Genomic DNA, 23,877 nt, shown 5'->3' with positions numbered 1-23,877 from the left:
GCTTTGCCACATAAATACTTTCGCAGCGACGCCGTTCTGTAACGGAAACGGCGTCTGATACTTTTTCAACTGGCCCTGAGTGACCCAAAGGATTCGTTTGAATATCGAAACGCGTGAAATCGCCCTTGAACCAGCCGATAACCATCGGCTGCTAAGCCTGTGCGGACCGTTTGATGACAATGTGAAGCAGCTGGAACGTCGCCTTGGCATCGAAATCAATCGTCGCGATAACCTGTTCAAGCTGGTTGGTCGCCCGCTGAGCGTCAATGCGGCTGCGGATATTCTGCGGACGTTATACGTGGATACCGCGCCGGTGCGTGGTCATATCCCGGATATCGATCCCGAGCAGATTCATCTGGCCATCAAAGAGAGTCGCGTGCTGGAACAGACGGCGGAAAGCGTGCCGGAGTTCGGTAAAGCGGTCAACATCAAGACCAAACGCGGTGTCATTAAGCCACGCACGCCAAACCAGGCGCAGTACGTGGCCAATATCCTCGATCACGACATCACCTTTGGCGTTGGCCCAGCCGGTACCGGTAAAACCTACCTGGCCGTAGCCGCGGCGGTTGACGCGCTGGAGCGCCAGGAGATTCGCCGTATCCTGTTAACTCGCCCGGCGGTCGAAGCCGGTGAAAAACTGGGCTTCCTGCCAGGGGATTTGAGCCAGAAGGTCGATCCCTACCTGCGCCCGCTGTATGACGCTTTATTTGAAATGCTCGGTTTTGAGCGCGTAGAGAAGCTGATTGAGCGCAACGTGATTGAAGTGGCACCTTTGGCCTACATGCGTGGCCGCACCTTGAATGATGCTTTCATCATTCTTGATGAAAGCCAGAACACCACCATCGAACAGATGAAGATGTTCCTGACGCGTATTGGTTTTAACTCCAAAGCGGTGATCACCGGCGACGTGACCCAAATCGATTTGCCACGCAACCTGAAGTCCGGTCTGCGCCATGCAATTGAAGTCCTGAGTAACGTCGACGAAATTAGCTTTAACTTTTTCCACAGCGAAGATGTTGTGCGTCACCCGGTGGTGGCTCGCATCGTTATCGCGTATGAAGCCTGGGAAGCGGCGGACCAAAAACGCCGTGACCAGTTGGCCGAAGAACGTAAACAGGCCGCACTGAACACACACCCGCAGGAACCCACATGAGCGAAGTAATTCTGGATCTGCAGATAGCCTGCGAATCTCCACAGGGGCTGCCAGAGGAAGCTGACTTTTTACGCTGGCTCACCGCCGCTGTCAGCCCTTTCCAGCCGGAAAGTGAAGTCACGATCCGCCTGGTTGATGAAGCAGAAAGCCACGAGCTTAATCTGACTTATCGCGGCAAAGATAAGCCAACCAACGTGCTCTCTTTCCCGTTTGAAGCACCGCCAGGCATTGAGCTGCCCCTGCTGGGCGATCTGATCATCTGCCGCCAGGTGGTTGAAGCCGAAGCGCAGGAGCAGCAGAAAACCGTGGAGGCCCATTGGGCGCACATGGTGGTACATGGTACGCTGCATCTGCTTGGCTATGACCATATCGAAGATGAAGAAGCCGAAGAGATGGAGTCGATCGAGACCGAGATAATGCTTGCTCTCGGCTATCCCGATCCGTACATTTCCGAGAAAGAAGAAGACTGATAACCCTGTCAGTCTGATACGTTGCTGGCTGAGTGTGCGCCAGCAACTTTGATTACGCTAACGAGAGAACACAACCAAAACGCCATGAGCGACGACCATTCTCAAAACAACGACGCACCCAGTAGTAAAAAGGGATTTTTCTCACTGCTTCTCAACCAGTTATTTCACGGCGAACCTCAAAACCGCGATGAACTGCTTGAACTGATCCGCGATTCTGAGCAAAAAGAACTGATTGATCCTGATACCCGCGACATGCTCGAAGGGGTCATGGAGATTGCCGAGCAGCGCGTCCGCGACATCATGATCCCTCGCTCACAAATGGTCACATTAAAACGCAACCAGAACCTCGAAGAGTGTCTGGCTGTGATCATCGAATCTGCCCACTCTCGTTTCCCGGTCATCAGTGAAGATCGCGATCACGTAGAGGGCATCCTGATGGCCAAAGATCTGCTGCCGTTTATGAGCAGCGAGTCTGAACCGTTCAGTATCGAAAAAGTCCTGCGCCCCGCAGTGGTGGTGCCGGAAAGCAAGCGCGTTGACCGCATGCTGAAAGAGTTCCGCTCGCAGCGTTACCACATGTCGATTGTGATTGATGAGTTCGGCGGCGTTTCCGGACTGGTCACCATTGAAGATATTCTTGAGCTGATTGTCGGTGAAATTGAAGACGAATATGACGATGAAGACGATCGTGATGTGCGTCAGCTCAATCGTCATACCTACACGGTGCGGGCTTTGATGCCTATTGAAGACTTCAACGAGGTGTTTGGCACCCAATTCAGCGATGAAGAAGTCGACACCATTGGTGGGCTGGTGATGCAGGCCTTTGGCCACTTGCCTGCGCGTGGGGAAAGCATCGACATTGATGGTTACCAATTTAAAGTCGTGATGTCAGATAGTCGCCGTATTATCCAGGTTCATGTCAAAATCCCTGAAAACGCAACGCTACCCCAACTGGATAACGAATAATTTATGGCTCTGGTTTCACTTTTTCAGCGGCAGCGCGTTCGCCTGCTGCTGGCCCTACTGACGGGTGCCGCTGGCACCCTGGCTTTCTCACCTTATGATTTCTGGCCGGCTGCATTGATTGCCCTCGCCGGCTTACAACTCCTGACCCTTAACCGCACCACGCCACAGGCAACTGCCATTGGTTTCGTCTGGGGCATGGGGCTGTTTGGCAGCGGTGTGAACTGGGTATATGTCAGTATTGCCACCTTTGGTGGCATGCCCGGCCCGGTAAATATCTTCCTTGTGGTGCTGCTGGCGGCTTATCTGTCGCTCTATCCGATGTTGTTCAGTGCCTTGCTGAACCGCATCTGGCCGCGCGCCACGCTGTGGCGGCTGGCGCTGGCTGCACCCGCCCTGTGGCAGGTGACCGAATTTCTGCGAAGCTGGATCCTCACTGGCTTCCCGTGGCTGCAATTTGGTTACAGCCAGATTGATGGCCCACTCAAAGGCATTGCTCCGCTGGCAGGCGTAGAAACGCTGACATTCGTTTTGATGATGGTGGCAGGCCTCCTGGTATGGGCCGCCTGGCACCGTAGTGTCAAAGGCCTGCTGGTCGCTTTAGCACTGCTGCTGTTTCCATGGCCATTGCGCTACGTTCACTGGTATCAGCCACAGCCAGCGCGCGCCGTCCCTATCGCCATGGTGCAAGGTAACATTGCACAGTCGATGAAATGGGACCCGCAGCAGCTGTTGCGCACCCTGCGCACCTATACCAACCTCACGCGCCCGGAAGTGGGCAAAGCGAAGATCATTATCTGGCCTGAGTCAGCCATTACCGATCTGGAAAGCAATCAGCAGCCCTTCCTGCAGGAGATGGATCACGCCCTGCGTGAACGAGGAAGCACACTGATTACCGGCATCGTTGATTCGCGCCTGCAACAGAATCGCTATCATGATTACAACAGTGCCATTGTGCTGGGCGATCAACAGCCGTACAGCTATCAAAGCCACAACCGCTATCAGAAAAACCACCTGGTGCCGTTTGGAGAGTTTGTCCCACTTGAGACGCTACTGCGTCCATTAGCACCGTTCTTTGATCTTCCTATGTCCTCTTTCAGCCGGGGCGCCTATGAGCAACCTGCTTTACAGGCTGCGGGTTATCACCTGACTGACGCTATCTGCTATGAAATTGTGTTGGGAGAACAGGTTCGCGCTAACTTCAAGCCGGACACGGATTTCCTGTTGACCATGTCCAATGACGCCTGGTTTGGCCACTCTATTGGCCCGTGGCAGCACTTGCAGATGGCAAAAATGCGGGCGCTGGAACTGGGCAGACCGCTGCTGCGCTCCACCAATAACGGTGTCACCGCCGTCATTGGTCCGCAAGGCGATGTGCAAGATATCATCCCACAGTTTAGCGAAGGCGTACTGAGCGCCACGGTAACACCAACAACCGGTGAAACACCGTATTCGTGGTTGGGCGTCTGGCCAGTTTGGCTACTCACGCTACTGACAGCTGCCGTGGCGCTGTTACGCCGCCAACGTTAATCTCCCCCTGCTGGCGAAACTGCGGTTTCGCCAGCGTTCTCCTCTTCCTTTTGCATTTCCCACCACGCTTTCGCCTGTTTTTCCCCTACTCTGCCGATCTTTAACTGCCTTCACAGCAAAATCCTCTCCCCCGAAATGACTTCTGGCACGATGATTGCTAATTATTTCAGGGTTTTTCAGTTGTATAACGCCGGGTTACCTGTCTCGCTGTAGATATGCACTGCGGTAATGCAGGTGAATGCACCAAAACAGCGCGCGCCTCGCAAAATGATCGTTGATGGTGCGAGTTACACCGCAAAAACAAAATGTTCCTTGTTTCATTGTGTTAACAATCCGCTATGTTATGAAATAACCTCAGCGCGAAAGCGCCAGGATTAAAGCAAAAAGGCAGCAATAACTGCCACAACATCACACACCGCACAGCATTTCCCCTGTGCATCACAACCGAAAGGAGTGACAGATGAAATTACGGAAACTTGGCCTGTGCCTCGCACTGGCCGGACTGGCATCTGGACTGGCACACGCAGAAGACGCACCAACCACTGCTGCCCCCGCAGACGCCGCACAAACTGCGACGCTGGACAAAATCAGCAAAAACGGCGTGATTGTCGTAGGGCACCGTGAATCGTCTGTACCGTTCTCTTATTACGATAACGCTCAAAAAGTCGTCGGCTATTCGCAGGACTACTCCAACGCTATCGTTGATGCGATCAAGAAAAAGCTCAATAAACCTGACTTGCAGGTGAAGTTCATTCCAATTACCTCACAGAACCGTATCCCGCTGCTGCAAAACGGCACCTACGATTTTGAGTGTGGTTCCACCACCAATAACCTTGAGCGTCAAAAGCAGGCGGCCTTCTCCGATACCATTTTTGTCGTCGGCACCCGCTTACTGGTGAAGAAAGGCGGTCCGATCAAGGACTTTGATGACCTGAAGGGCAAAACCGTTGTGGTCACCTCGGGCACCACCTCAGAAATTCTGCTCAACAAAATGAACGATGAGAAGAAAATGGGGATGCGCATCATCAGCGCTAAAGATCACGGTGACTCCTTCCGTACGCTGGAAACCGGCCGTGCGGTGGCCTTTATGATGGACGATGCATTACTGGCGGGTGAACGCGCGAAAGCGAAAAAACCTGCAGACTGGGAAATTCTCGGCACACCTCAGTCAAAAGAAGCTTACGGCTGTATGCTGCGTAAAAACGATCCTGCTTTCAAAACGCTGATGGATGACACCATTGCTCAGGCGCAAACCTCGGGTGAAGCGGAGAAGTGGTTTGATAAATGGTTCAAAAACCCAACGCCACCGAAAAACGTTAACCTGAATTTCGACATGTCTGACGACATGAAGGCACTGTTCAAATCACCGAACGATAAAGCACTAAACTAATAACGATGACACGGGCGGTGTTTACCGCCCACGTGATTGCTGAAAACACGGCACGGACAGACAACTGCACAGGTCGTTCCCCTGATGCAGACCGCAAGATGCCATTCATCAATCTTCAGGGTAGCGCTGCTACCCTTTTTTTACCGGAGTTCACTATGGGTATCGACTGGAACTGGGGCATATTTTTGCAGCAGGCCCCGTTCGGCAACACCACTTACCTCGGCTGGTTGTGGTCCGGATTTCAGGTCACCGTTGCGGTTTCCTGTTGCGCCTGGATTATCGCCTTTTTCGTTGGTTCATTTTTCGGCATTCTGCGCACCGTACCGAACCGCTTTTTAGCGGCGATCGGCACCTGCTATGTCGAACTGTTTCGTAACATCCCACTGATTGTGCAGTTCTTCTTCTGGTATCTGGTGGCACCGGAACTGGTCGGTCAGGATCTCGGCATGTGGTTTAAATCCGAGCTGGACCCCAATATTCAGTTCTTTATCTCTTCGGTTATCTGCCTTGGGCTGTTTACCAGCGCTCGCGTCTGTGAACAGGTCCGCGCCGGGATCCAGTCACTGCCCCGTGGGCAGAAAAATGCCGGTCTCGCCGTCGGTCTGACGCTGCCGCAGACTTATCGCTATGTGCTGCTACCGAATGCTTATCGCGTGATTGTACCGCCGATGACCTCTGAAATGCTGAACCTGGTGAAGAACTCGGCCATCGCATCCACCATCGGTCTGGTCGATATGGCTGCGCAGGCCAATAAACTGCTGGATTATTCTGCGCACGCGTATGAATCGTTTACCGCCATTACGCTGGCGTACGTCGCGATTAACCTGGTGATCATGCTGATCATGAGCCTGGTTGAGCGCAAACTGCGCCTGCCTGGCAGCATGGGAGGAAAATAATGTACGAGTTTGACTGGAGTTCGATTCCTCCCAGCCTGCCCTATCTCATGAATGGCCTGGTGGTGACGTTGAAAATCACCCTGGTGGCCGTGGTGTTTGGTATCGTCTGGGGCACTCTCCTCGCGATGATGCGGCTTTCCAGCTTTAAGCCCATCAGCTGGTTCGCCAAGCTTTACGTCAACCTGTTCCGCTCTGTGCCTTTGGTGATGGTGCTGCTGTGGTTTTACCTCGTGGTCCCGAGCTTCTTACAACAGGTGCTGGGGCTCTCACCAAAAACCGATATTCGTCTGATCTCGGCCATGGTGGCGTTTTCGCTGTTTGAAGCCGCCTACTACTCAGAGATTATTCGCGCCGGGATCAAAAGTATCGCACGCGGCCAGTCCGGTGCGGCGCTGGCGCTTGGCATGACGTCATGGCAATCCATGCGCTATGTGATTCTGCCGCAGGCCTTCCGCGCAATGGTGCCACTGTTACTGACGCAAGGCATCGTCCTGTTCCAGGATACGTCACTGGTCTACGTCCTGAGCCTGGCGGATTTCTTCCGCACCGCGTCCACCATTGGGGACCGTGACGGCACCCAGGTAGAAATGATTCTGTTTGCCGGACTGGTCTATTTTGTTATCAGTCTGAGTGCTTCGCTGTTAGTCGGCTATCTAAAAAGAAAGAGGACCGTTTAAATGATTAACCTGAAAAACGTTTCAAAGTGGTATGGTCAATTTCAGGTGCTGACTGACTGCACAACCGAAGTGAAAAAAGGTGAAGTCGTCGTGGTGTGTGGTCCATCCGGCTCGGGTAAGTCCACCCTGATTAAAACCGTCAATGGCCTTGAGCCGGTGCAAGAAGGTGTCATCACCGTTGACGGCACCGCCATCACGGATAAGAAAACCAATCTGGCGAAACTGCGCAGCAGAGTGGGCATGGTGTTCCAGCACTTCGAACTGTTTCCCCATCTGAGCATCGTCGACAATCTGACGCTGGCCCAGGTTAAAGTGCTGAAGCGAGATAAAGCCGCTGCGCGTGAGAAAGGGCTGAAATTGCTGGATCGCGTGGGGCTTTCTGCGCATGCGCACAAGTTCCCTGGTCAGCTTTCTGGCGGGCAACAGCAGCGTGTTGCCATTGCACGCGCACTCTGTATGGACCCGATCGCGATACTGTTCGATGAGCCAACCTCGGCACTCGACCCAGAGATGATCAATGAAGTGCTGGACGTCATGGTCGAGCTGGCGAATGAAGGTATGACGATGATGGTCGTGACCCATGAAATGGGCTTTGCCCGCAAAGTGGCAAATCGGGTGATTTTCATGGATGAAGGGAAAATTATTGAGGATCGGGCGAAAGACGACTTCTTTAATAATCCACAGTCACCGCGCGCCCGTGACTTCCTGGCGAAAATTCTGCACTAAGCAGAAAACAGCAGGGCTATGTGCCCTGCTGTTTCTCTCACGGATAACTAGGGCTCAAAAGCCTGGCGTTGAAACTGATCGTGCCCACACTCCGGGCAACGCGTCAGGGTTTCCGGGGTATAGATCGCACGGGTAAAACCGCACTTTTCACACACCAGATTCCCCAGTCCCACCACCTCACCACTCTGATACACCCCATGGTGCTGTAAATCCTGAAACACCTCGCGCCACTCTAACTGGCTTTTATCAGTGATATCTGCCAGCTCTTTCCACAGGCTTTGCCGAATCACCCGCAGGAAGACGGAATCCCCCAGCGGCTGCTCACTCTCTTCATAGCTTCGGGCAAACTCGGCTAAATCGCGGCGCACTGCCGTGAGCAACTGTTCGATCTGGCCGGGGCTTAACTCCCCTTCCGCTAACAGCTTCTCGCGCCGCTGTGCAATCAGGGCATCAATATCACGATCGCCTGCACGTAACTGCTCGGTCAGAACCGAGAGTGAGGTCTGATAAGACTGCGCCACTTTATTCATTTTATTCTCCTTTCTGCGCTGCTAACCTGCTATTAGTTTAGTCGCTCCAACACAACTCACCGCAGAAAAAGCCCTCAGAGAAATCCAGATTCAACCCGTCTCAACTGTTGTTGATATGCCGCCTAATGGGTATGCTATGCGGATCTGAACGTAAGTTTTGCGATACTCATTAAGGACCACAGGCAGCCATGCAAGAGCAATACCGCCCGGAAGAGATAGAATCCCGCGTCCAACAGCATTGGAACGAAAACGAGACATTTAAAGTCACCGAGCAGGAAGGTAAAGAGAAGTACTACTGCCTCTCAATGCTGCCTTATCCTTCTGGCCGCCTACATATGGGCCACGTGCGCAACTACACCATCGGTGATGTGATTGCCCGCTACCAGCGTATGCTGGGTAAAAATGTCCTACAGCCAATCGGTTGGGATGCTTTCGGCCTGCCGGCTGAAGGGGCTGCGGTAAAAAACAACACTGCACCAGCACCATGGACTTACGACAATATCGAATACATGAAGAACCAGCTGAAACTGCTGGGCTTTGGTTACGACTGGAGCCGCGAGCTGGCAACCTGTAAACCCGAGTACTATCGCTGGGAGCAGTGGTTCTTCACTAAGCTGTTTGAAAAAGGCATGGTTTATAAGAAAACCTCTGCCGTTAACTGGTGCCCGCACGATCTGACCGTGCTGGCCAACGAACAGGTTATCGACGGCTGCTGCTGGCGTTGTGATACCAAAGTGGAACGTAAAGAGATCCCACAATGGTTCGTTAAAATCACCGCTTATGCCGAAGAGTTGCTCAACGATCTCGATACGCTGGAAGGTTGGCCTGAGCAGGTTAAAACCATGCAGCGCAACTGGATTGGCCGTTCTGAAGGGGTAGAAATTACCTTTGACGTGGCTGAGAGCGCAGAGAAAGTCACGGTTTACACCACTCGCCCAGACACGTTTATCGGTGCTACCTACCTCGCAGTAGCCGCTGGCCACCCTCTGGCACGTCAGGCAGCTGCGGGTAATCCAGCACTGGCCGACTTCATCGCCGAATGCAGCACCACCAAAGTTGCCGAAGCAGACATGGCGACCATGGAGAAGAAAGGCATGGCAACCGGCCTGTTTGCGGTACACCCGCTGACCGGTGAAAACCTGCCAATCTGGGTCGCGAACTTCGTCCTGATGGAGTACGGCACGGGTGCCGTGATGGCCGTACCGGCACACGATCAGCGTGACTGGGAATTTGCGACTAAGTACGATCTCGCCATTAAACCGGTGATCCTGAACCTCGACGGTAGCGAACCAGACGTGACTGCGGCAGCCATGACCGAAAAAGGCACCCTGTTCAACTCTGGCGAGTTCAACGGTCTTGACCACGCGGCTGGCTTCAATGCCATTGCACAGGCGCTGGCAGACAAAGGCGTCGGTGAGCGTAAAGTTAACTACCGTCTGCGTGACTGGGGCGTCTCTCGTCAACGTTACTGGGGCGCACCAATTCCAATGGTGACACTGGAAGATGGCACCGTCATCCCAACACCAGAAGATCAGCTGCCGGTTATTCTGCCAGAAGACGTGGTAATGGACGGGATTTCTAGCCCGATCAAAGCCGATCCTGAGTGGGCAAAAATCACCGTTAACGGCCAGCCTGCACTGCGCGAAACCGATACCTTCGACACCTTCATGGAGTCTTCCTGGTACTACGCGCGCTACACCTGTGCCAACTATGACGAAGGCATGCTGGATCCTGCCGCTGCGAACTATTGGCTGCCAGTCGATCAGTATGTCGGGGGCATTGAGCACGCCATCATGCACCTGATGTACTTCCGCTTCTATCACAAGCTGCTGCGTGATGCGGGTCTGGTTAACTCGAATGAGCCTGCCAAGCGCCTGCTATGCCAGGGCATGGTATTAGCCGATGCGTTCTACTACACCGGTGCCAACGGCGAGCGTAACTGGGTATCTCCGGTTGATGTGACCGTCGAGCGTGATGACAAAGGCCGTATTGTTAAAGCCGTGGATAACGAAGGCCGCGAAGTCGTCTATGCTGGCATGAGTAAAATGTCGAAGTCGAAAAACAACGGCATCGATCCACAGCTGATGGTAGAGCGTTACGGTGCCGATACCGTGCGTCTGTTCATGATGTTTGCTTCTCCGGCAGAAATGACGCTGGAATGGCAGGAGTCTGGCGTTGAAGGTGCCAACCGCTTCCTGAAGCGTGTGTGGAAACTGGTTTATGACCACACCGAAAAAGGCGCTACCGTTGCGCTGGACATCGCTAGCCTGAATGAAGATCAGAAAGCACTGCGTCGCGATCTGCACAAAACCATCGCCAAAGTGAATGATGATATTGGTCGTCGTCAGACCTTCAACACCGCTATCGCGGCGATTATGGAGCTGATGAATAAGCTGACCCGTGCTTCACAGGAAAGCGAGCAAGACCGCGCACTGTTGCAAGAAGCGCTGGTCGCTGTAGTACGTATTCTGTATCCGTTTACCCCACATGCCAGCTACGTTCTGTGGCAGGAGTTGGGTGGCGAAGGCAACATTGATGATGCAACCTGGCCAGTCGCTGACGAAGCTGCGATGGTAGAAGATTCAGTGCTGGTTGTGATTCAGGTTAACGGCAAAGTACGCGGAAAAATCACCGTTGCGGCTGATGCTACTCAGGAACAAGTGCAGGCTCGTGCTGCACAGGAGCACCTGGTAGCGAAATACCTCGATGGTGTCACTCTCCGTAAAGTGATTTATGTACCGGGCAAACTGCTTAACCTGGTTGTAGGTTGAGTTCAGGAGGAACTGTGCGACATCCGATTATCAGGCTATTTTTGACGCTGGCGGTGCTGGTCATTGCAGGCTGTGGTTTCCATCCACGTGGTACCACTCAGCTCCCCTCAGAGCTGAAAACCCTGGTGCTGGAAACAGGCGACCCGTATGGCCCGCTGACGCGTACCGTGCGCCAGCAGCTGCGTTTGAACAACGTGAACATTGTTGAAGAGGGGAATAAAACGGCCCAGCTTCCAACTCTGCGCATTGGCGGCGAAGTTGTCGGTCGTGATACCGCGTCGGTGTTTATCAGCGGTACAGCGGCAGAATACCAGCTGGTCATGACGGTCACCGCACAGGTTCTGTTGCCAAACAAAGGGATCTATCCAATCAGCACCACGGTTTATCGTTCCTTCTTCGATAACCCGAATGCAGCACTGGCGAAAGATGCTGAACAGGACATCATCATTCAGGAGATGCGCCAACGTGCAGCAGAACAGCTGGTACGTAAGCTGTTGAGCGTGCATGCAGCCCAGGAAGCAGGCAAGGACACAATCCCGCAAACGGTGATTGCAGTACCGGGCCAGGAAGATAAAGAGTTCCCTACTTCCTCTGCTACTAGTCTGCAATGATTCGGATTTACCCTGAGCAACTTGGCGCGCAACTCCGTGAGGGGTTGCGCGCCTGCTATATGCTGGTAGGAAACGAACCGCTGTTGATACAGGAGAGCAGTGATGCACTGCGTACTGTGGCTCAGCAGCACGGTTTTGAAGAGCACCTTAGCTTCACGCTGGATAACCACACCGACTGGGAAGTGATTTTTTCCAGTTGTCAGGCGCTTAGCCTGTTCTCGACGCGTCAAACACTCACGCTCCAGCTGCCGGAAAATGGGCCAAATAGCGCCATGGCAGAACAACTGCTGCAACTGGCAAAACTGTTGCACAGCGATCTGCTGCTGATTTGTCGCGCGGCCAAACTGACCAAGGCCCAGGAGAACAGCGGCTGGTTTAAAGCTCTTACCCAACAAGGCGTGCTGGTTCCTTGCCAGACTCCCGAGCAGGCGCAACTGCCACGCTGGGTGAACACCCGCGCCAAAGCCATGAAGTTAACCCTTGATGATGCGGCAGTTAACCTGCTGTGTTACTGCTACGAAGGGAATTTACTGGCCTTGTCACAAGCGCTGGAACGCCTGTCCCTGCTGTGGCCGGATGGCAAACTGACGCTGTTGCGCGTGGAAGAAGCGGTCAGCGATGCCGCACACTTCACACCGTTTCACTGGGTTGATGCGCTGCTGGCCGGTAAAAGCAAACGCGCCCTGCATATTTTGCGTCAGCTGGAAAAAGAGGACAGCGAAAGCGTTATCTTGCTGCGCACCCTACAGCGCGATTTACTGACGCTGCTCCAGTTACAGCGTTTGCAGCATCAACAGCCGCTGCGTAACTTAATGGATCAACAGCGGATCTGGCAAAACCGCCGGGCGCTGTTCACCACCGCCCTACAGCGGCTTGACGCTACACGCCTGCAACGCGCGATCCACCTGCTGACACAGCTTGAGCTGACGCTTAAACAGGATTATGGGCAGTCCGTCTGGCCACAGTTGGAAACGCTGTCTCTGTTGCTGTGTAATCCCGCTTTTCCACTGAGCCTGAGCAATGTCTGAGCTGTTTGCCCTGTTTGGTGGCACCTTCGATCCGATCCACTATGGCCATCTCCATCCGGTGATGGCACTGGCCGGTCAAACCGGGTTGCAAAAAGTCACCTTGCTGCCCAACAATGTGCCACCGCATCGACCTCAGCCTGAAGCCACAGCCCTTCAGCGCGTTGCCATGCTGGAGCGGGCGATCGCCGATTTACCTCTGTTTGAGATCGATACGCGGGAACTCGATCGTGAGACGCCGTCTTGGACCGTCGCCACGCTGGAAGCGCTGCGCGCTGAACGCGGCCCACACCAGCCATTGGGCTTTATCATCGGACAGGACTCACTGCTCTCGCTGTCAAAATGGCACCGCTGGCAGGATTTACTGTCACTGTGCCACCTTCTGGTCTGCCAGCGTCCGGGTTATGCCACGCAAATGGAAACGCCAGAGATGCAACAGTGGTTGGTGGCGAATCAGGCACAGGATATTCAGCAACTGCACCAAACCCCCGCAGGATATGTCTGGCTGGCGGATACGCCGCTGGTCAATATCTCTGCTACCGAAATTCGTCAGCGCCGCCATCAGGGGCGCTCCTGCTCTGACCTGTTACCCGCTGCAGTAATAGACTATATTGATGCAGTCGGGTTATATCGCGACTGATCGCAGCGTGATATACTGCGCCGCTTAATTTTTGGCTCTGTCATCCGGGTTTCAGCCAGCCCTCTTCACCCGTATTTGAGGATAACCTTTTGCAAGGTAAAGCACTCCAGGATTTTGTCATTGATAAAATTGATGATCTTAAAGGTCAGGATATCATCACGCTCGATGTTCAGGGCAAATCCAGCATCACTGACTTTATGATCATTTGTACCGGCACCTCCACACGCCACGTCGCTTCTATTGCCGATCACGTGGTGCAGGAATCCCGTGCAGCAGGCATCATGCCATTAGGCGTGGAAGGCCAGGCAGCGGCTGACTGGGTCGTGGTCGATCTCGGTGAAGTCATCGTACATGTTATGCAGGACGAGAGTCGCCAGCTTTATGAGCTGGAAAAACTCTGGGGCTAAGCGGTGAAATTGCAGCTTATTGCCGTTGGCACCAAAATGCCCGACTGGGTACAAACCGGTTTCATGGAGTACCTACGCCGCTTTCCGCGTGATATGCCGTTTGAACTGACTGAAGTTCCGGCAGGTAAACGCGGTAAAAATGCCGATATCGCGCGCATCCTTGAAAAAGAGGGTGAAGCGATGCTGGCAGCGGTGGGCAAAGGCAACCGAATAGTCACACTGGATATTCCCGGCCAGCCGTGGGAAACCCCGCAACTGGCGCAGCAGTTAGAGCGCTGGAAGCAGGACGGTCGGGATGTCAGTTTGTTGATCGGTGGCCCAGAAGGATTGGCTCCGGCTTGTAAAGCCGCCGCAGAGCAGAGCTGGTCACTTTCAAAGCTTACCTTGCCGCACCCGCTGGTGCGTGTACTGGTGGCAGAAAGTCTGTACCGAGCCTGGAGCATCACAGCAAATCATCCTTATCATCGTGAGTAACGAATAAGGCACACACACTCACTACAAGCAGCGGATGAAATTACAAAGCAACGATTTTCGTGATTACAGTGCCGAACAGAAGCTCTTTGTCCGCCGAGCTTTGGTCGCTTTTGTCGGTATTTTATTACTTTCCTCTGTGCTGGTGTTTAACCTCTATCACCTGCAAATCCTGCGCTTTGACGATTACAGCACGCGATCCAATGAAAACCGCATTAAGCTGGTACCGATTGCACCCAGCCGTGGCATTATCTATGACCGCAACGGCACGCCGCTGGCGTTAAATCGCACCATCTATCAGGCAGAACTGATGCCCGAAAAGGTGGACAACCTCAAACAGACCCTGGCCGATCTGCGCCCGGTGCTCGACCTCACTGATGAAGACCTCGATGCTTTTGACAAAGAGCGTAAACGTTCACGCCGCTTTACCTCCATTCCGGTAAAAGTCGGCCTGAATGATGTTCAGGTCGCGCGCTTCGCCGTGAATCAATACCGCTTCCCCGGAGTTGAAGTCAAAGGCTACCAACGACGTTACTACCCTTACGGCACCACGCTGACCCATGTGGTGGGCTACGTATCGAAAATCAACGACCGCGATGTCGCACGGCTAGATCAGGAAGGAAAATGGCCGAACTACGCCGCGACGCATGACATTGGCAAGCTGGGTATCGAAAATTATTACGAAGACACCCTGCACGGCAAAACCGGCTTTGAAGAGGTCGAGGTCAACAACCGTGGCCGGGTGATTCGTCAGCTGCACGAAGAGTCACCACAGGCCGGGCGAGATGTCTATCTGACTATCGATCTGAAATTACAGCAGTATATCGAAACGCTGCTGGCAGGCAGCCGCGCGGCGGTGGTGGTCAGCGATCCGCGCACGGGTGAAATTTTAGCCATGGTCTCCACACCCAGTTACGATCCGAATCTGTTTGTTGACGGAATTTCTGGTAAAGATTATCGCGCGTTGCTGAACGATGAGAATCGCCCGTTGTATAACCGGGCAATTCAGGCCTCCTATCCACCCGCTTCCACGGTGAAACCTTATGTGGCTGTGTCGGCATTAACGGCCGGGGTGATCAACCGCAATACCTCATTGTTCGATCCCGGTTGGTGGCAGTTGCCTGGCTCTGAAAAACGCTATCGTGACTGGAAGAAATGGGGACATGGCCGTCTGAACGTCACCAAGTCGCTGGAGGAGTCGGCGGATACCTTCTTCTATCAGGTGGCCTATGACATGGGCATTGACCGTCTGTCGGAGTGGATGAACAAATTTGGCTATGGTCAGCGTACCGGTATCGATCTGCCACAAGAGAGTGCGGGCAATATGCCAACACGTGAGTGGAAGCTGAAACGGTTTAAAAAGCCGTGGTACCAAGGCGATACCATTCCGGTAGGGATTGGCCAAGGCTACTGGACGGCGACGCCGTTACAGATGAACAAAGCGATGATGATCCTGATTAACGATGGGGTGATCAAAACGCCACATCTGCTGCGCGCCAGCCGTGAAGGAAACACTATCGTGCCGTGGCCGGCACCGGCTGAAAGTCACATTGGCGAAATCCACTCAGGTTTCTGGGAGATCGCCAAAGACGGCATGTATGGTGTGGCAAACCGCCCGAACGGGACCGCGCGTAAAAGTTTCTCGGATGCGTCATATAAAATTGCCGCGAAATCCGGTACTGCCCAGGTCTTCGGTCTGAAAGAGAACGAAACCTATAACGCGCACAAAATTGCTGAGCGCCTGCGCGATCACAAACTGATGACCGCGTTTGCGCCATTTGATAAACCTCGCGTTGCTGTCACCATGATCCTTGAAAATGGTGGCGCTGGCCCTGCGGTCGGCACAGTAATGCGGCAGATTCTGGACCATATAATGCTGGGCGATAACAACACGGTGCTGCCTGATGCAGCCCCGACACCGCCTGGTTATGAAGGTGAATGACCATGTCAATGAGTGACAGCCCGCAAAAAAGATCGATTTGGATGCGTATCCATATCGATCCGGTATTTATGCTGATCATCATCAGCCTGCTGACCTACAGTGCCTTCGTTATCTGGAGCGCCAGCGGCCAGGACCCGGGCATGATGGAGCGTAAGCTCGGTCAGATCGCAATGGGGATGATCCTGATGCTGGTTCTGGCTCAGGTGCCGCCCCGCGTCTATGAAAGTTGGGCACCCTATCTCTACATCGTCAGCGTCATTCTACTGGTCGCCGTGGATGCGTTTGGTCAAATCAGTAAAGGGGCGCAGCGCTGGCTGGATCTCGGCTTTGTGCGCTTCCAGCCATCGGAGATTGCCAAAATAGCGGTCCCGCTGATGGTGGCACGCTTTATCAACCGCGATGTCTGTCCTCCGACGCTGAAGAACACCGCGCTGGCACTGGTGTTGATCTTCATGCCCACCCTGCTGGTGGCAGCACAACCCGATCTCGGCACCTCGATTCTGATCGCCGCTTCAGGGCTGTTCGTGCTGTTCCTTTCCGGGATGAGCTGGCGACTGATCGCAGTGGCCGTGATCTTAGTGGCGGCGTTTATCCCGATATTGTGGTTCTTCCTGATGCACGATTACCAGCGCGACAGGGTGATGATGCTGCTCAACCCAGAGAGCGATCCGCTCGGGGCGGGCTATCACATTATCCAGTCTAAAATCGCCATTGGCTCAGGCGGGTTGCGAGGTAAAGGCTGGCTACACGGCACACAGTCACAGCTGGAGTTCTTGCCTGAACGTCACACCGACTTTATCTTCGCCGTGTTGGCGGAAGAGCTAGGATTAATGGGCGTTCTGCTGTTGCTGGGGCTCTATTTGCTGCTGATCATGCGTGGCCTGATGATGGCGGCTAAAGCCCAGACCACCTTTGGCCGCGTTATGGCGGGCGGGTTAATGCTGATTTTCTTTGTCTATGTTTTCGTTAACATTGGCATGGTTAGTGGTATCTTACCGGTGGTTGGCGTACCGCTTCCGCTGGTCAGTTACGGCGGCTCCGCACTGATTGTACTCATGGCCGGATTTGGCATTGTGATGTCCATTCATACTCACAGAAAAATGTTATCTAAAAGCGTTTAAGAGGCTGCACATGCGTAAGGACTGGCTAGGGGTTGCACTGATTTCACTGGTATTAGCGGGCTGTGCAACGGATGAGCAACAAACCCAGACGGCACCACCACAACCGGCTTATAGCGGCCCGGTGGTCGAGATCCCTGGCGTTGATCCAAAGTATGAACCGATTAACCCGTCCACCAACCAGGACTACAGTGTTAACGGTAAAAACTATCGTATCGTCAAGAATCCAGCGAACTTCAGTGAAGTCGGTCTTGCCACCTGGTATGGCGATGAAGCTCAGGGGTCACGTACGGCAACCGGTGAAACGTTCGATCCCAATGCCTATACCGCAGCGCACCCCACGCTGCCGCTGCCTTCTTATGTGCGTGTGACCAACCTCGCCAACGGACGCCAGTTAGTGGTGCGTGTCAATGACCGTGGTCCTTACACGCCAGGGCGTATTATCGATCTGTCACGTGCGGCGGGCGATCGCCTCAATATTTCCAATAACACCCGCGTCCGCGTGGATTACATCAGCGTAGCGCCTGATGGCACGCTCTCCGGGCCAGGCACCATTGGCACCACCGTTGCCAAGCAGAGCTATGCCCTGCCCGCTCGTCCGGATCTGGATGGCGGAATGACAACTGGCGGTGGCATGCAAACCGGCGGTGTTGTCGCAACCGGCGGCCTGATGAACGGTGGCGATAACAGCGCGGCCACCCAACCGGTGGCACAGCCCGCGGCGGATGACCAGAATGTCGATGCGATCGATAACTCAACCTTAAAACCGTCAAGCAGCCTCGGTGCTCCGGTGCAAAGCGGTGGCTTCCTTGGCGCACCGCAACCGCTGCGCAGCGGTGTTCTGGAAGAGAGCACCCCTGAGCCTGCGGCCGTTGCTGCGCCTGCGGTGGTTGCAGCGCCGGTCGTGAGTGCAGCCCCACGCCAAAGCGCACCGGTGGCATCATCAGGTTTAGCGAGTGGTTACGTGGTGCAGGTTGGCGCAGTGAATGACTCTGCGCGTGCCCATCAGTTGATGCAAAGCCTGAGCAAACGCTTTGGCGTACCGGGCCGGGTTGAGGCGAACGGCAGCGTATTCCGCATCCAGTTAGGCGGTTACAGTTCGCGTTCTCAGGCCAGCGCACTGCAACAGCGTTTAAGCAGCGAAGCACAGTTGAACGGTTTTATCACTACCGCACATTAAGAATAAGGCGAAAACGCATCATCACTGATGATGCGTTGAACAATTGTTAACGAAGCCAGATGCCGCTAAAACAGGCATTTGTTATAGTGGCGCCACTTTTTTACTTTACCGATGGATGCAGTAATTCCAGACATGATCAAACTCAATACCTCTCGTTTCCTCAAACGCCTGACAGTGGGTTCACTGATCGCTATCTCCTTCAGCCATGTCGCTATTGCTGATAACGTTAACCTCAACACCATGATTCCTGGCGTGCCGGATATCGATGCAGAAGCCTATGTTCTGATTGATTATAATTCAGGCAAAGTACTGGCAGAGAAAAATGCCGATGCACGCCGAGATCCTGCCAGCCTGACCAAAATGATGACCAGCTATGTCATCGGTCAGGCGGTAAAAGCCGGCAAAATCCGCAACGATGACATTGTCACCGTAGGTAAAGATGCCTGGGCGACCGGCAACCCAGTCTTCAAAGGCTCGTCGCTGATGTTCCTGAAACCAGGCGATCGCGTCCCGGTTTCCCAGCTGACTCGCGGCATTGTGCTGCAATCCGGTAACGATGCCTGTGTGGCTATGGCGGATTACGTCGCCGGTAGCCAGGACTCTTTCGTTGGCTTGATGAACAACTATGTTAAGGCACTGGGCTTACAAAACACGCATTTCCAGACGGTTCATGGCCTGGATGCCGAGGGTCAGTACAGCTCTGCCCGTGACATGGCGCTGATTGGTCAGGCTCTGATCCGTGATGTACCTGATGAGTACTCGGTCTACAAAGAAAAAGAGTTCACGTTCAACAATATCCGCCAGATGAACCGTAACGGTTTGCTGTGGGATAGCAGCCTGAATGTCGATGGCATCAAAACCGGCCACACGGATGCCGCAGGTTATAACCTGGTGGCTTCAGCAACCGATGGCCAGATGCGCCTGATCTCTGCCGTGATGGGCGGCCATACCTATAAAGGCCGTGAAACAGAAAGTAAAAAGCTGCTGACCTGGGGCTTCCGCTTCTTTGAAAGCGTCGCTCCGCTCAAGGCGGGTAAAGAGTTTGCCTCTGAGCCAGTCTGGTTCGGCACCACGGACCGCGTACAGTTAGGGGTTGATAAAGATGCCTGGCTGACCATCCCGCGTGGCCGTATGAAAGATCTGAAGGCCAGCTATGTGCTGACCAATACTGAACTGCACGCACCGTTGCAGAAAAACCAGGTGGTCGGTAGCATCAACTTCCAACTGGACGGAAAAACCATCGATCAGCGCCCGCTGGTGGTGTTAAACGAAGTACCAGAAGGTGGCTTCTTTGGCCGCATCGTGGACTACATCAAGCTGATGTTCCACCACTGGTTCGGTTAATCACTGTCGGCGATTGAAAAATCGCCACAGTAGCCCAATATACGTTATTATTACGATTGCTCCCGCTGCGGCGGGAGTCTGTTTTTTTGCACCGGAGTGAATATGAAAACCAAACTGAATGAACTGCTCGAATTCCCAACCACGTTTCCCTTTAAAGTGATGGGACTGGCAAAACCAGAGCTGGTTGATCAAGTGGTTGAAGTGGTGCAGCGTCACGCACCGGGTGACTACACCCCAGAAGTGAAGCCAAGCAGCAAAGGCAACTACCACTCAGTATCCATTGTGATCACCGCGACCCACGTAGAGCAGATTGAAACGCTGTACGAAGAACTGGGTAAGATTGATATCGTGCGCATGGTTCTGTAAGCACTGGCTGGCAAATTTGGGGGGTTGGTCATCCCCTTTGCCAGCGTTATACTGCTGTTTTCCCTGCAACCGGACCTCCCCTTTGTCTGCCGATACGCTCTTCATCCGACAGCCAGGCCTGCGCGACTGGCAAACCGTTTCAGAAGCCATGCACCTTTATACCGATCAGCGTGATGAACACAGCCAGGATGAAGTGTGGCTGGTTGAGCACCCTGCGGTATTCACCCAAGGCCAGGCCGGTAAAGCTGAGCACCTATTGATGCCTGGCGATATTCCCGTGGTGCAAAGCGATCGCGGCGGTCAGGTCACTTACCACGGGCCTGGACAGCAAGTGATGTATGTGTTGATCGATATTCGTCGACACAAAACTGGCGTGCGTGAGTTAGTGACGGCACTGGAAGAGACGGTCGTGAAGGTCTTGGCCGAATTTTCGGTTGACGCCCGTGCCCGCCCTGATGCGCCTGGCGTGTATGTCGGTGATGATAAAATCTGTTCGCTGGGATTACGCATCCGTAAGGGCTGCTCTTTCCACGGCCTCGCGCTGAATGTCAACATGGACCTGGCACCGTTTTTACGCATCAACCCTTGCGGCTACGCCGGTTTGCAAATGACCCAGCTCAAACAGTTTGTCCCGGCGGTCACGCTAAGTGATGTTCAGCCGTTGCTGGTCAAACATTTCGCCCAGCTACTGAACTATCAAAATGTGGTGTGGCTGTCTGGAAATGATCTCCCTTAACCTGGTGTGCTTGTTTACAAAATTGTAACCTTACACGTACTATGGTGGCTGCACGCAGGCAGGCGAGATGATATAATTTTCGATAATTTCAAAAAAAGTTGAAAGTCTCGTCCCAGGCCTGAGTGAGGACGCTTTTAAAACGCAATCCGACCGGAAGCTGCAGATTTATGAGTAAACCAATTCAGATGGAACGCGGCGTCAAATATCGTGACGCAGATAAAATGGCGCTTATCCCGGTGAAAACCGTGGTGACGGAACGCGAAGAGATCCTCCGCAAGCCGTCATGGATGAAAATTAAACTTCCTGCCGACTCCAGCCGTATTCAGGGTATTAAAGCGGCGATGCGCAAAAATGGCCTGCACTCGGTCTGTGAAGAGGCTTCCTGCCCTAACCTCGCAGAGTGCTTTAACCACGGTACCGCCACCTTTATGATTTTGGGGGCCATCTGTACCCGTCGTTGCCCGTTCTGCGATGTGGCCCACGGTCGCCCGAATACCCCAGACGCCAACGAGCCCGTCAAACTGGCACAGACCATCGCTGATATGGCGCTGCGTTATGTGGTGATCACCTCTGTTGACCGCGATGACCTGCGAGATGGCGGTGCACAGCACTTCGCAGACTGCATTGAGGCCATCCGTGAGAAGAGCCCACGCATTAAGATTGAAACACTGGTGCCGGACTTCCGTGGCCGTATGGATCGGGCACTGGATATTCTGACTGCCACGCCACCGGACGTATTCAACCATAACCTTGAAAACGTACCCCGCGTTTACCGTCAGGTACGTCCTGGTGCCAACTATGAGTGGTCGCTGAAATTACTGGAGCGCTTTAAAGAAGCCCATCCGGATATCCCAACCAAATCAGGCTTAATGGTCGGATTGGGTGAAACCAACGCCGAGATCGTGGAAGTGATGCGTGATCTGCGCCGCCACGGCGTGACCATGCTGACGCTGGGCCAGTATTTACAGCCAAGCCGCCACCACCTGCCAGTGCAGCGTTATGTCAGCCCCGCTGAGTTCGAAGAGATGAAAGAAGAGGCGCTGGCCATGGGCTTCACCCATGCTGCATGTGGCCCGTTTGTTCGCTCTTCCTACCATGCGGATATGCAGGCGCAGGGTCTGGAAGTGAAATAATCCTCTGGCGGGTGGCTCTGCTACCCGCTCAGGCACAAATAATAAAGCCAGGCAGTTATGAAGTGTTACCCACTTCGATATCTGCCTGGCTTTACTTTTATGTCACATTTGCTCACAGATTACTGAGCAAAATATAACATTACTCTTTGTGCGTTACGCGATCTGCCGGAACTTCTTCCGCAGTGGTTTTCGCTACAGCGGGTTCTTCATCTTTCATGGCTTTCTTGAAGCCCTTGATAGCCGATCCCAGATCACCACCCAGTGAGCGTAACTTGTTGGTACCGAACAGCAGCACGATAAGCGCACCGACGATCAGCAGTTTGGCAATACTGATACCTTCCATAAATTAACCTTTCAATCTCAAGATAAAACGAACAAGGATATTTACGCGCACTTTGGCTTCAGGCTCAAGTACTATCTGTAACAGTTTAAGAACATTTAGTGATAAAGCCCGTAAAAAAATCAGGCCTTAAGCTGGGGTGGCGCAAAGCGATTATTCTCCAGTACCGGTAACGCTTCCCGCGCCTGACGCACCCGTTCTGGTGATAATTCAGCAAACAACAGTGCCGGTGACTCGCCGGCTTTCACTATGGCGACGCCCAGCGGGTCAATCACCAGACTGTTCGCACAGTTTCGTGGCCCACATTCACCCACGGCAACCATATAGCAGGTGTTTTCCAGTGCACGGGTCGTGGTGAGTAGCTCCCAATGGTGCTCTTTCAGTGGCCCACGTACCCACGCGGCAGGCAACACCAGGACATCAGCCCCATCACAGGCCAAACGACGCGCCAGATCGGGGAAGCGGACGTCATAGCAGGTCATCAGCCCTACTTTCATGCCGTCAATCTCCAGCAGTGGCGGGATCTCGTTCCCCGCAATCACTCGCTGCGACTCTTGCATCGCGAAGGCATCATAGAGATGCAGTTTATCGTAACGCGCGATGATCTCGCCGTTGCGAATCGCTATCAGCGCGTTCAATGCTTTGTGCTCGCTACCCGGCGTCAGGAAGGTAAAGACCGTGGTCAATGTCGTTCCCTGGCTGGCTCGTAGCAACTGCGTCACAAAGGGGCCATCAAGCGGCTGAGCGCAGTGTAGCCCCCAGCCGGGGTCACTATTGTCTCGTGCCAGTACCGCTTCAGGCAGCACCAGCAAATGCGCATGCTGCTCTGCTGCGCGCTGCATCAAATCCACACAGGTTTGTGCGTTATTCTGCCAGTCACGGTCAACGGCAAACTGCCCTAAAGCCACTTTCATCACAGGCGTCCTTTCATCGGGAAGGTCAGATCTTTAATATGATAGCAGGGGGATTCGGTATACCCTTCGCGTTGATAAAACTGGTTCGCTTTGAGGCGTGAGCTATGGCAGTGCACTTCCATGCGGTCACAGCCGCGCTGGGTAGCCAGTTTTTCGGCATAATTCAGCAGCTGCTGACCACTTCCTTTACTGCGCTCCCCTTCCGCCACACAAAAATAGCTGATACGGGCAAAATCACCGGCCAGTGCCAACTGTGGAATAAAATGAAGTGAGAGAAACGCCATCACCTGGGTGCCATGTTCAGCGACCAGCAAAATTTCATTGGGATCGCGAATCAACTCAGCCAGACGTTTGTCGATAAACGCCTCTGTCCCCCCATAGCCCAACTCTGCGAGCAGCGCGGCTAATGCGAAGCTGTCTTTCGCCTGTGCCTGACGTATGTTCATGCGTACTCCTCAGTGGGGCTGTGCATCCTCTTTTATATAGCGTTGGCACGAAAAAATCTGCAAGAGCAGCAGGTTATTAATGTGTTACAGGTGGTTTT

Annotated in this window: 25 protein-coding genes; 21 read left to right on the top strand and 4 right to left on the bottom strand. The window is 53.7% G+C overall.

The window, feature by feature from the left end:
- Positions 1-97 precede the first annotated feature (97 nt).
- The 8 genes from B880_RS0108005 (at position 98) to B880_RS26670 (ending at position 7,805) form a co-directional block, all read left to right on the top strand.
- Positions 98-1,153, top strand: coding sequence for a PhoH family protein (locus tag B880_RS0108005; RefSeq protein WP_017346875.1), 1,056 nt, complete (start codon positions 98-100; stop codon positions 1,151-1,153).
- A complete protein-coding gene (ybeY, locus tag B880_RS0108000; protein WP_017346874.1) occupies positions 1,150-1,623 on the top strand; it encodes an rRNA maturation RNase YbeY in 474 nt (157 codons plus the stop codon). The genes B880_RS0108005 and ybeY overlap by 4 nt, the downstream gene beginning before the upstream one ends.
- 84 nt (positions 1,624-1,707) lie before the next feature.
- Positions 1,708-2,589: a CNNM family magnesium/cobalt transport protein CorC gene (gene corC, locus B880_RS0107995; RefSeq protein WP_017346873.1), complete on the top strand. Its 882-nt coding sequence runs from the start codon at positions 1,708-1,710 to the stop codon at positions 2,587-2,589.
- Positions 2,590-2,592: 3 nt separating this feature from the next.
- Positions 2,593-4,116: an apolipoprotein N-acyltransferase gene (gene lnt / locus B880_RS0107990; protein ID WP_017346872.1), complete on the top strand. Its 1,524-nt coding sequence runs from the start codon at positions 2,593-2,595 to the stop codon at positions 4,114-4,116.
- A 460-nt stretch (positions 4,117-4,576) separates the two neighbouring features.
- Complete coding sequence (locus B880_RS0107985; protein WP_017346871.1) at positions 4,577-5,506, top strand: glutamate/aspartate ABC transporter substrate-binding protein; 930 nt, start codon at positions 4,577-4,579, stop codon at positions 5,504-5,506.
- Positions 5,507-5,661: 155 nt separating this feature from the next.
- Complete coding sequence (locus B880_RS0107980) at positions 5,662-6,402, top strand: amino acid ABC transporter permease (RefSeq protein WP_017346870.1); 741 nt, start codon at positions 5,662-5,664, stop codon at positions 6,400-6,402.
- The gene (gene gltK / locus B880_RS26675; RefSeq protein WP_017346869.1) at positions 6,402-7,079 is read left to right on the top strand and encodes a glutamate/aspartate ABC transporter permease GltK; all 678 of its coding nucleotides are present in this window, start codon (positions 6,402-6,404) and stop codon (positions 7,077-7,079) included. The genes B880_RS0107980 and gltK overlap by 1 nt, the downstream gene beginning before the upstream one ends.
- Complete coding sequence (locus tag B880_RS26670; protein ID WP_017346868.1) at positions 7,080-7,805, top strand: amino acid ABC transporter ATP-binding protein; 726 nt, start codon at positions 7,080-7,082, stop codon at positions 7,803-7,805.
- A 47-nt stretch (positions 7,806-7,852) separates the two neighbouring features.
- Here B880_RS26670 and B880_RS0107965 read toward each other — a convergent pair whose 3' ends face one another.
- Positions 7,853-8,335, bottom strand: coding sequence for a zinc ribbon-containing protein (locus B880_RS0107965; protein ID WP_017346867.1), 483 nt, complete (start codon positions 8,333-8,335; stop codon positions 7,853-7,855).
- Positions 8,336-8,523: 188 nt separating this feature from the next.
- On the opposite strand from B880_RS0107965, the gene leuS reads away from it, so the two are divergent.
- From leuS to lipA, 13 genes are all read left to right on the top strand, one after another.
- Positions 8,524-11,106, top strand: coding sequence for a leucine--tRNA ligase (gene leuS / locus B880_RS0107960; protein WP_017346866.1), 2,583 nt, complete (start codon positions 8,524-8,526; stop codon positions 11,104-11,106).
- A gap of 14 nt (positions 11,107-11,120) precedes the next feature.
- Complete coding sequence (gene lptE, locus B880_RS0107955; protein ID WP_017346865.1) at positions 11,121-11,717, top strand: LPS assembly lipoprotein LptE; 597 nt, start codon at positions 11,121-11,123, stop codon at positions 11,715-11,717.
- A complete protein-coding gene (gene holA / locus B880_RS0107950; protein WP_017346864.1) occupies positions 11,714-12,745 on the top strand; it encodes a DNA polymerase III subunit delta in 1,032 nt (343 codons plus the stop codon). The genes lptE and holA overlap by 4 nt, the downstream gene beginning before the upstream one ends.
- Positions 12,738-13,382 (top strand): nicotinate-nucleotide adenylyltransferase, encoded by a 645-nt coding sequence (gene nadD / locus B880_RS0107945; protein WP_017346863.1) that lies wholly within the window; start codon positions 12,738-12,740, stop codon positions 13,380-13,382. Before holA ends, nadD begins: the two co-directional genes overlap by 8 nt.
- Positions 13,383-13,471: 89 nt before the next feature.
- The gene (rsfS, locus tag B880_RS0107940) at positions 13,472-13,789 is read left to right on the top strand and encodes a ribosome silencing factor (protein ID WP_017346862.1); all 318 of its coding nucleotides are present in this window, start codon (positions 13,472-13,474) and stop codon (positions 13,787-13,789) included.
- 3 nt (positions 13,790-13,792) lie between these two features.
- A complete protein-coding gene (gene rlmH / locus B880_RS0107935) occupies positions 13,793-14,263 on the top strand; it encodes a 23S rRNA (pseudouridine(1915)-N(3))-methyltransferase RlmH (protein WP_017346861.1) in 471 nt (156 codons plus the stop codon).
- A gap of 34 nt (positions 14,264-14,297) precedes the next feature.
- Positions 14,298-16,202 carry a peptidoglycan DD-transpeptidase MrdA gene (gene mrdA / locus B880_RS0107930; RefSeq protein ID WP_017346860.1) on the top strand — a complete coding sequence of 635 codons (1,905 nt, stop codon included), beginning with the start codon at positions 14,298-14,300 and terminating at the stop codon, positions 16,200-16,202.
- A gap of 8 nt (positions 16,203-16,210) precedes the next feature.
- Positions 16,211-17,323 carry a peptidoglycan glycosyltransferase MrdB gene (gene mrdB, locus B880_RS0107925; RefSeq protein WP_026042490.1) on the top strand — a complete coding sequence of 371 codons (1,113 nt, stop codon included), beginning with the start codon at positions 16,211-16,213 and terminating at the stop codon, positions 17,321-17,323.
- A 10-nt stretch (positions 17,324-17,333) separates the two neighbouring features.
- Positions 17,334-18,500 carry an endolytic peptidoglycan transglycosylase RlpA gene (rlpA, locus tag B880_RS0107920; RefSeq protein ID WP_017346858.1) on the top strand — a complete coding sequence of 389 codons (1,167 nt, stop codon included), beginning with the start codon at positions 17,334-17,336 and terminating at the stop codon, positions 18,498-18,500.
- A 132-nt stretch (positions 18,501-18,632) separates the two neighbouring features.
- The gene (gene dacA, locus B880_RS0107915) at positions 18,633-19,844 is read left to right on the top strand and encodes a D-alanyl-D-alanine carboxypeptidase DacA (protein ID WP_157060529.1); all 1,212 of its coding nucleotides are present in this window, start codon (positions 18,633-18,635) and stop codon (positions 19,842-19,844) included.
- A 102-nt stretch (positions 19,845-19,946) separates the two neighbouring features.
- Positions 19,947-20,210 (top strand): DUF493 family protein YbeD, encoded by a 264-nt coding sequence (gene ybeD, locus B880_RS0107910; protein WP_017346856.1) that lies wholly within the window; start codon positions 19,947-19,949, stop codon positions 20,208-20,210.
- 82 nt (positions 20,211-20,292) lie between these two features.
- Complete coding sequence (gene lipB / locus B880_RS0107905) at positions 20,293-20,946, top strand: lipoyl(octanoyl) transferase LipB (RefSeq protein ID WP_017346855.1); 654 nt, start codon at positions 20,293-20,295, stop codon at positions 20,944-20,946.
- 167 nt (positions 20,947-21,113) lie between these two features.
- Complete coding sequence (lipA, locus tag B880_RS0107900) at positions 21,114-22,079, top strand: lipoyl synthase (RefSeq protein WP_017346854.1); 966 nt, start codon at positions 21,114-21,116, stop codon at positions 22,077-22,079.
- A gap of 139 nt (positions 22,080-22,218) precedes the next feature.
- Here lipA and tatE read toward each other — a convergent pair whose 3' ends face one another.
- The 3 genes from tatE to B880_RS0107885 all read right to left on the bottom strand — a co-directional run bounded on the left by tatE (position 22,219) and on the right by B880_RS0107885 (position 23,779).
- A complete protein-coding gene (tatE, locus tag B880_RS0107895; RefSeq protein ID WP_017346853.1) occupies positions 22,219-22,422 on the bottom strand; it encodes a twin-arginine translocase subunit TatE in 204 nt (67 codons plus the stop codon).
- Between the two features lie 119 nt (positions 22,423-22,541).
- On the bottom strand, positions 22,542-23,333 hold the full coding sequence (locus B880_RS0107890; RefSeq protein ID WP_017346852.1) for a deaminated glutathione amidase: 792 nt from the start codon (positions 23,331-23,333) through the stop codon (positions 22,542-22,544).
- Positions 23,333-23,779, bottom strand: coding sequence for a GNAT family N-acetyltransferase (locus tag B880_RS0107885; protein WP_017346851.1), 447 nt, complete (start codon positions 23,777-23,779; stop codon positions 23,333-23,335). Before B880_RS0107885 ends, B880_RS0107890 begins: the two co-directional genes overlap by 1 nt.
- Between the last annotated feature and the right edge of the window lie 98 nt (positions 23,780-23,877).

The organism is Pantoea sp. A4 (genome assembly GCF_000295955.2).
In the GTDB taxonomy this organism is placed as follows: Bacteria; Pseudomonadota; Gammaproteobacteria; order Enterobacterales; family Enterobacteriaceae; genus Pantoea; species Pantoea multigeneris.
The sequence above is the reverse complement of the archived record's forward strand: the minus strand, read 5'-3'. Positions and strand labels throughout refer to the sequence as shown.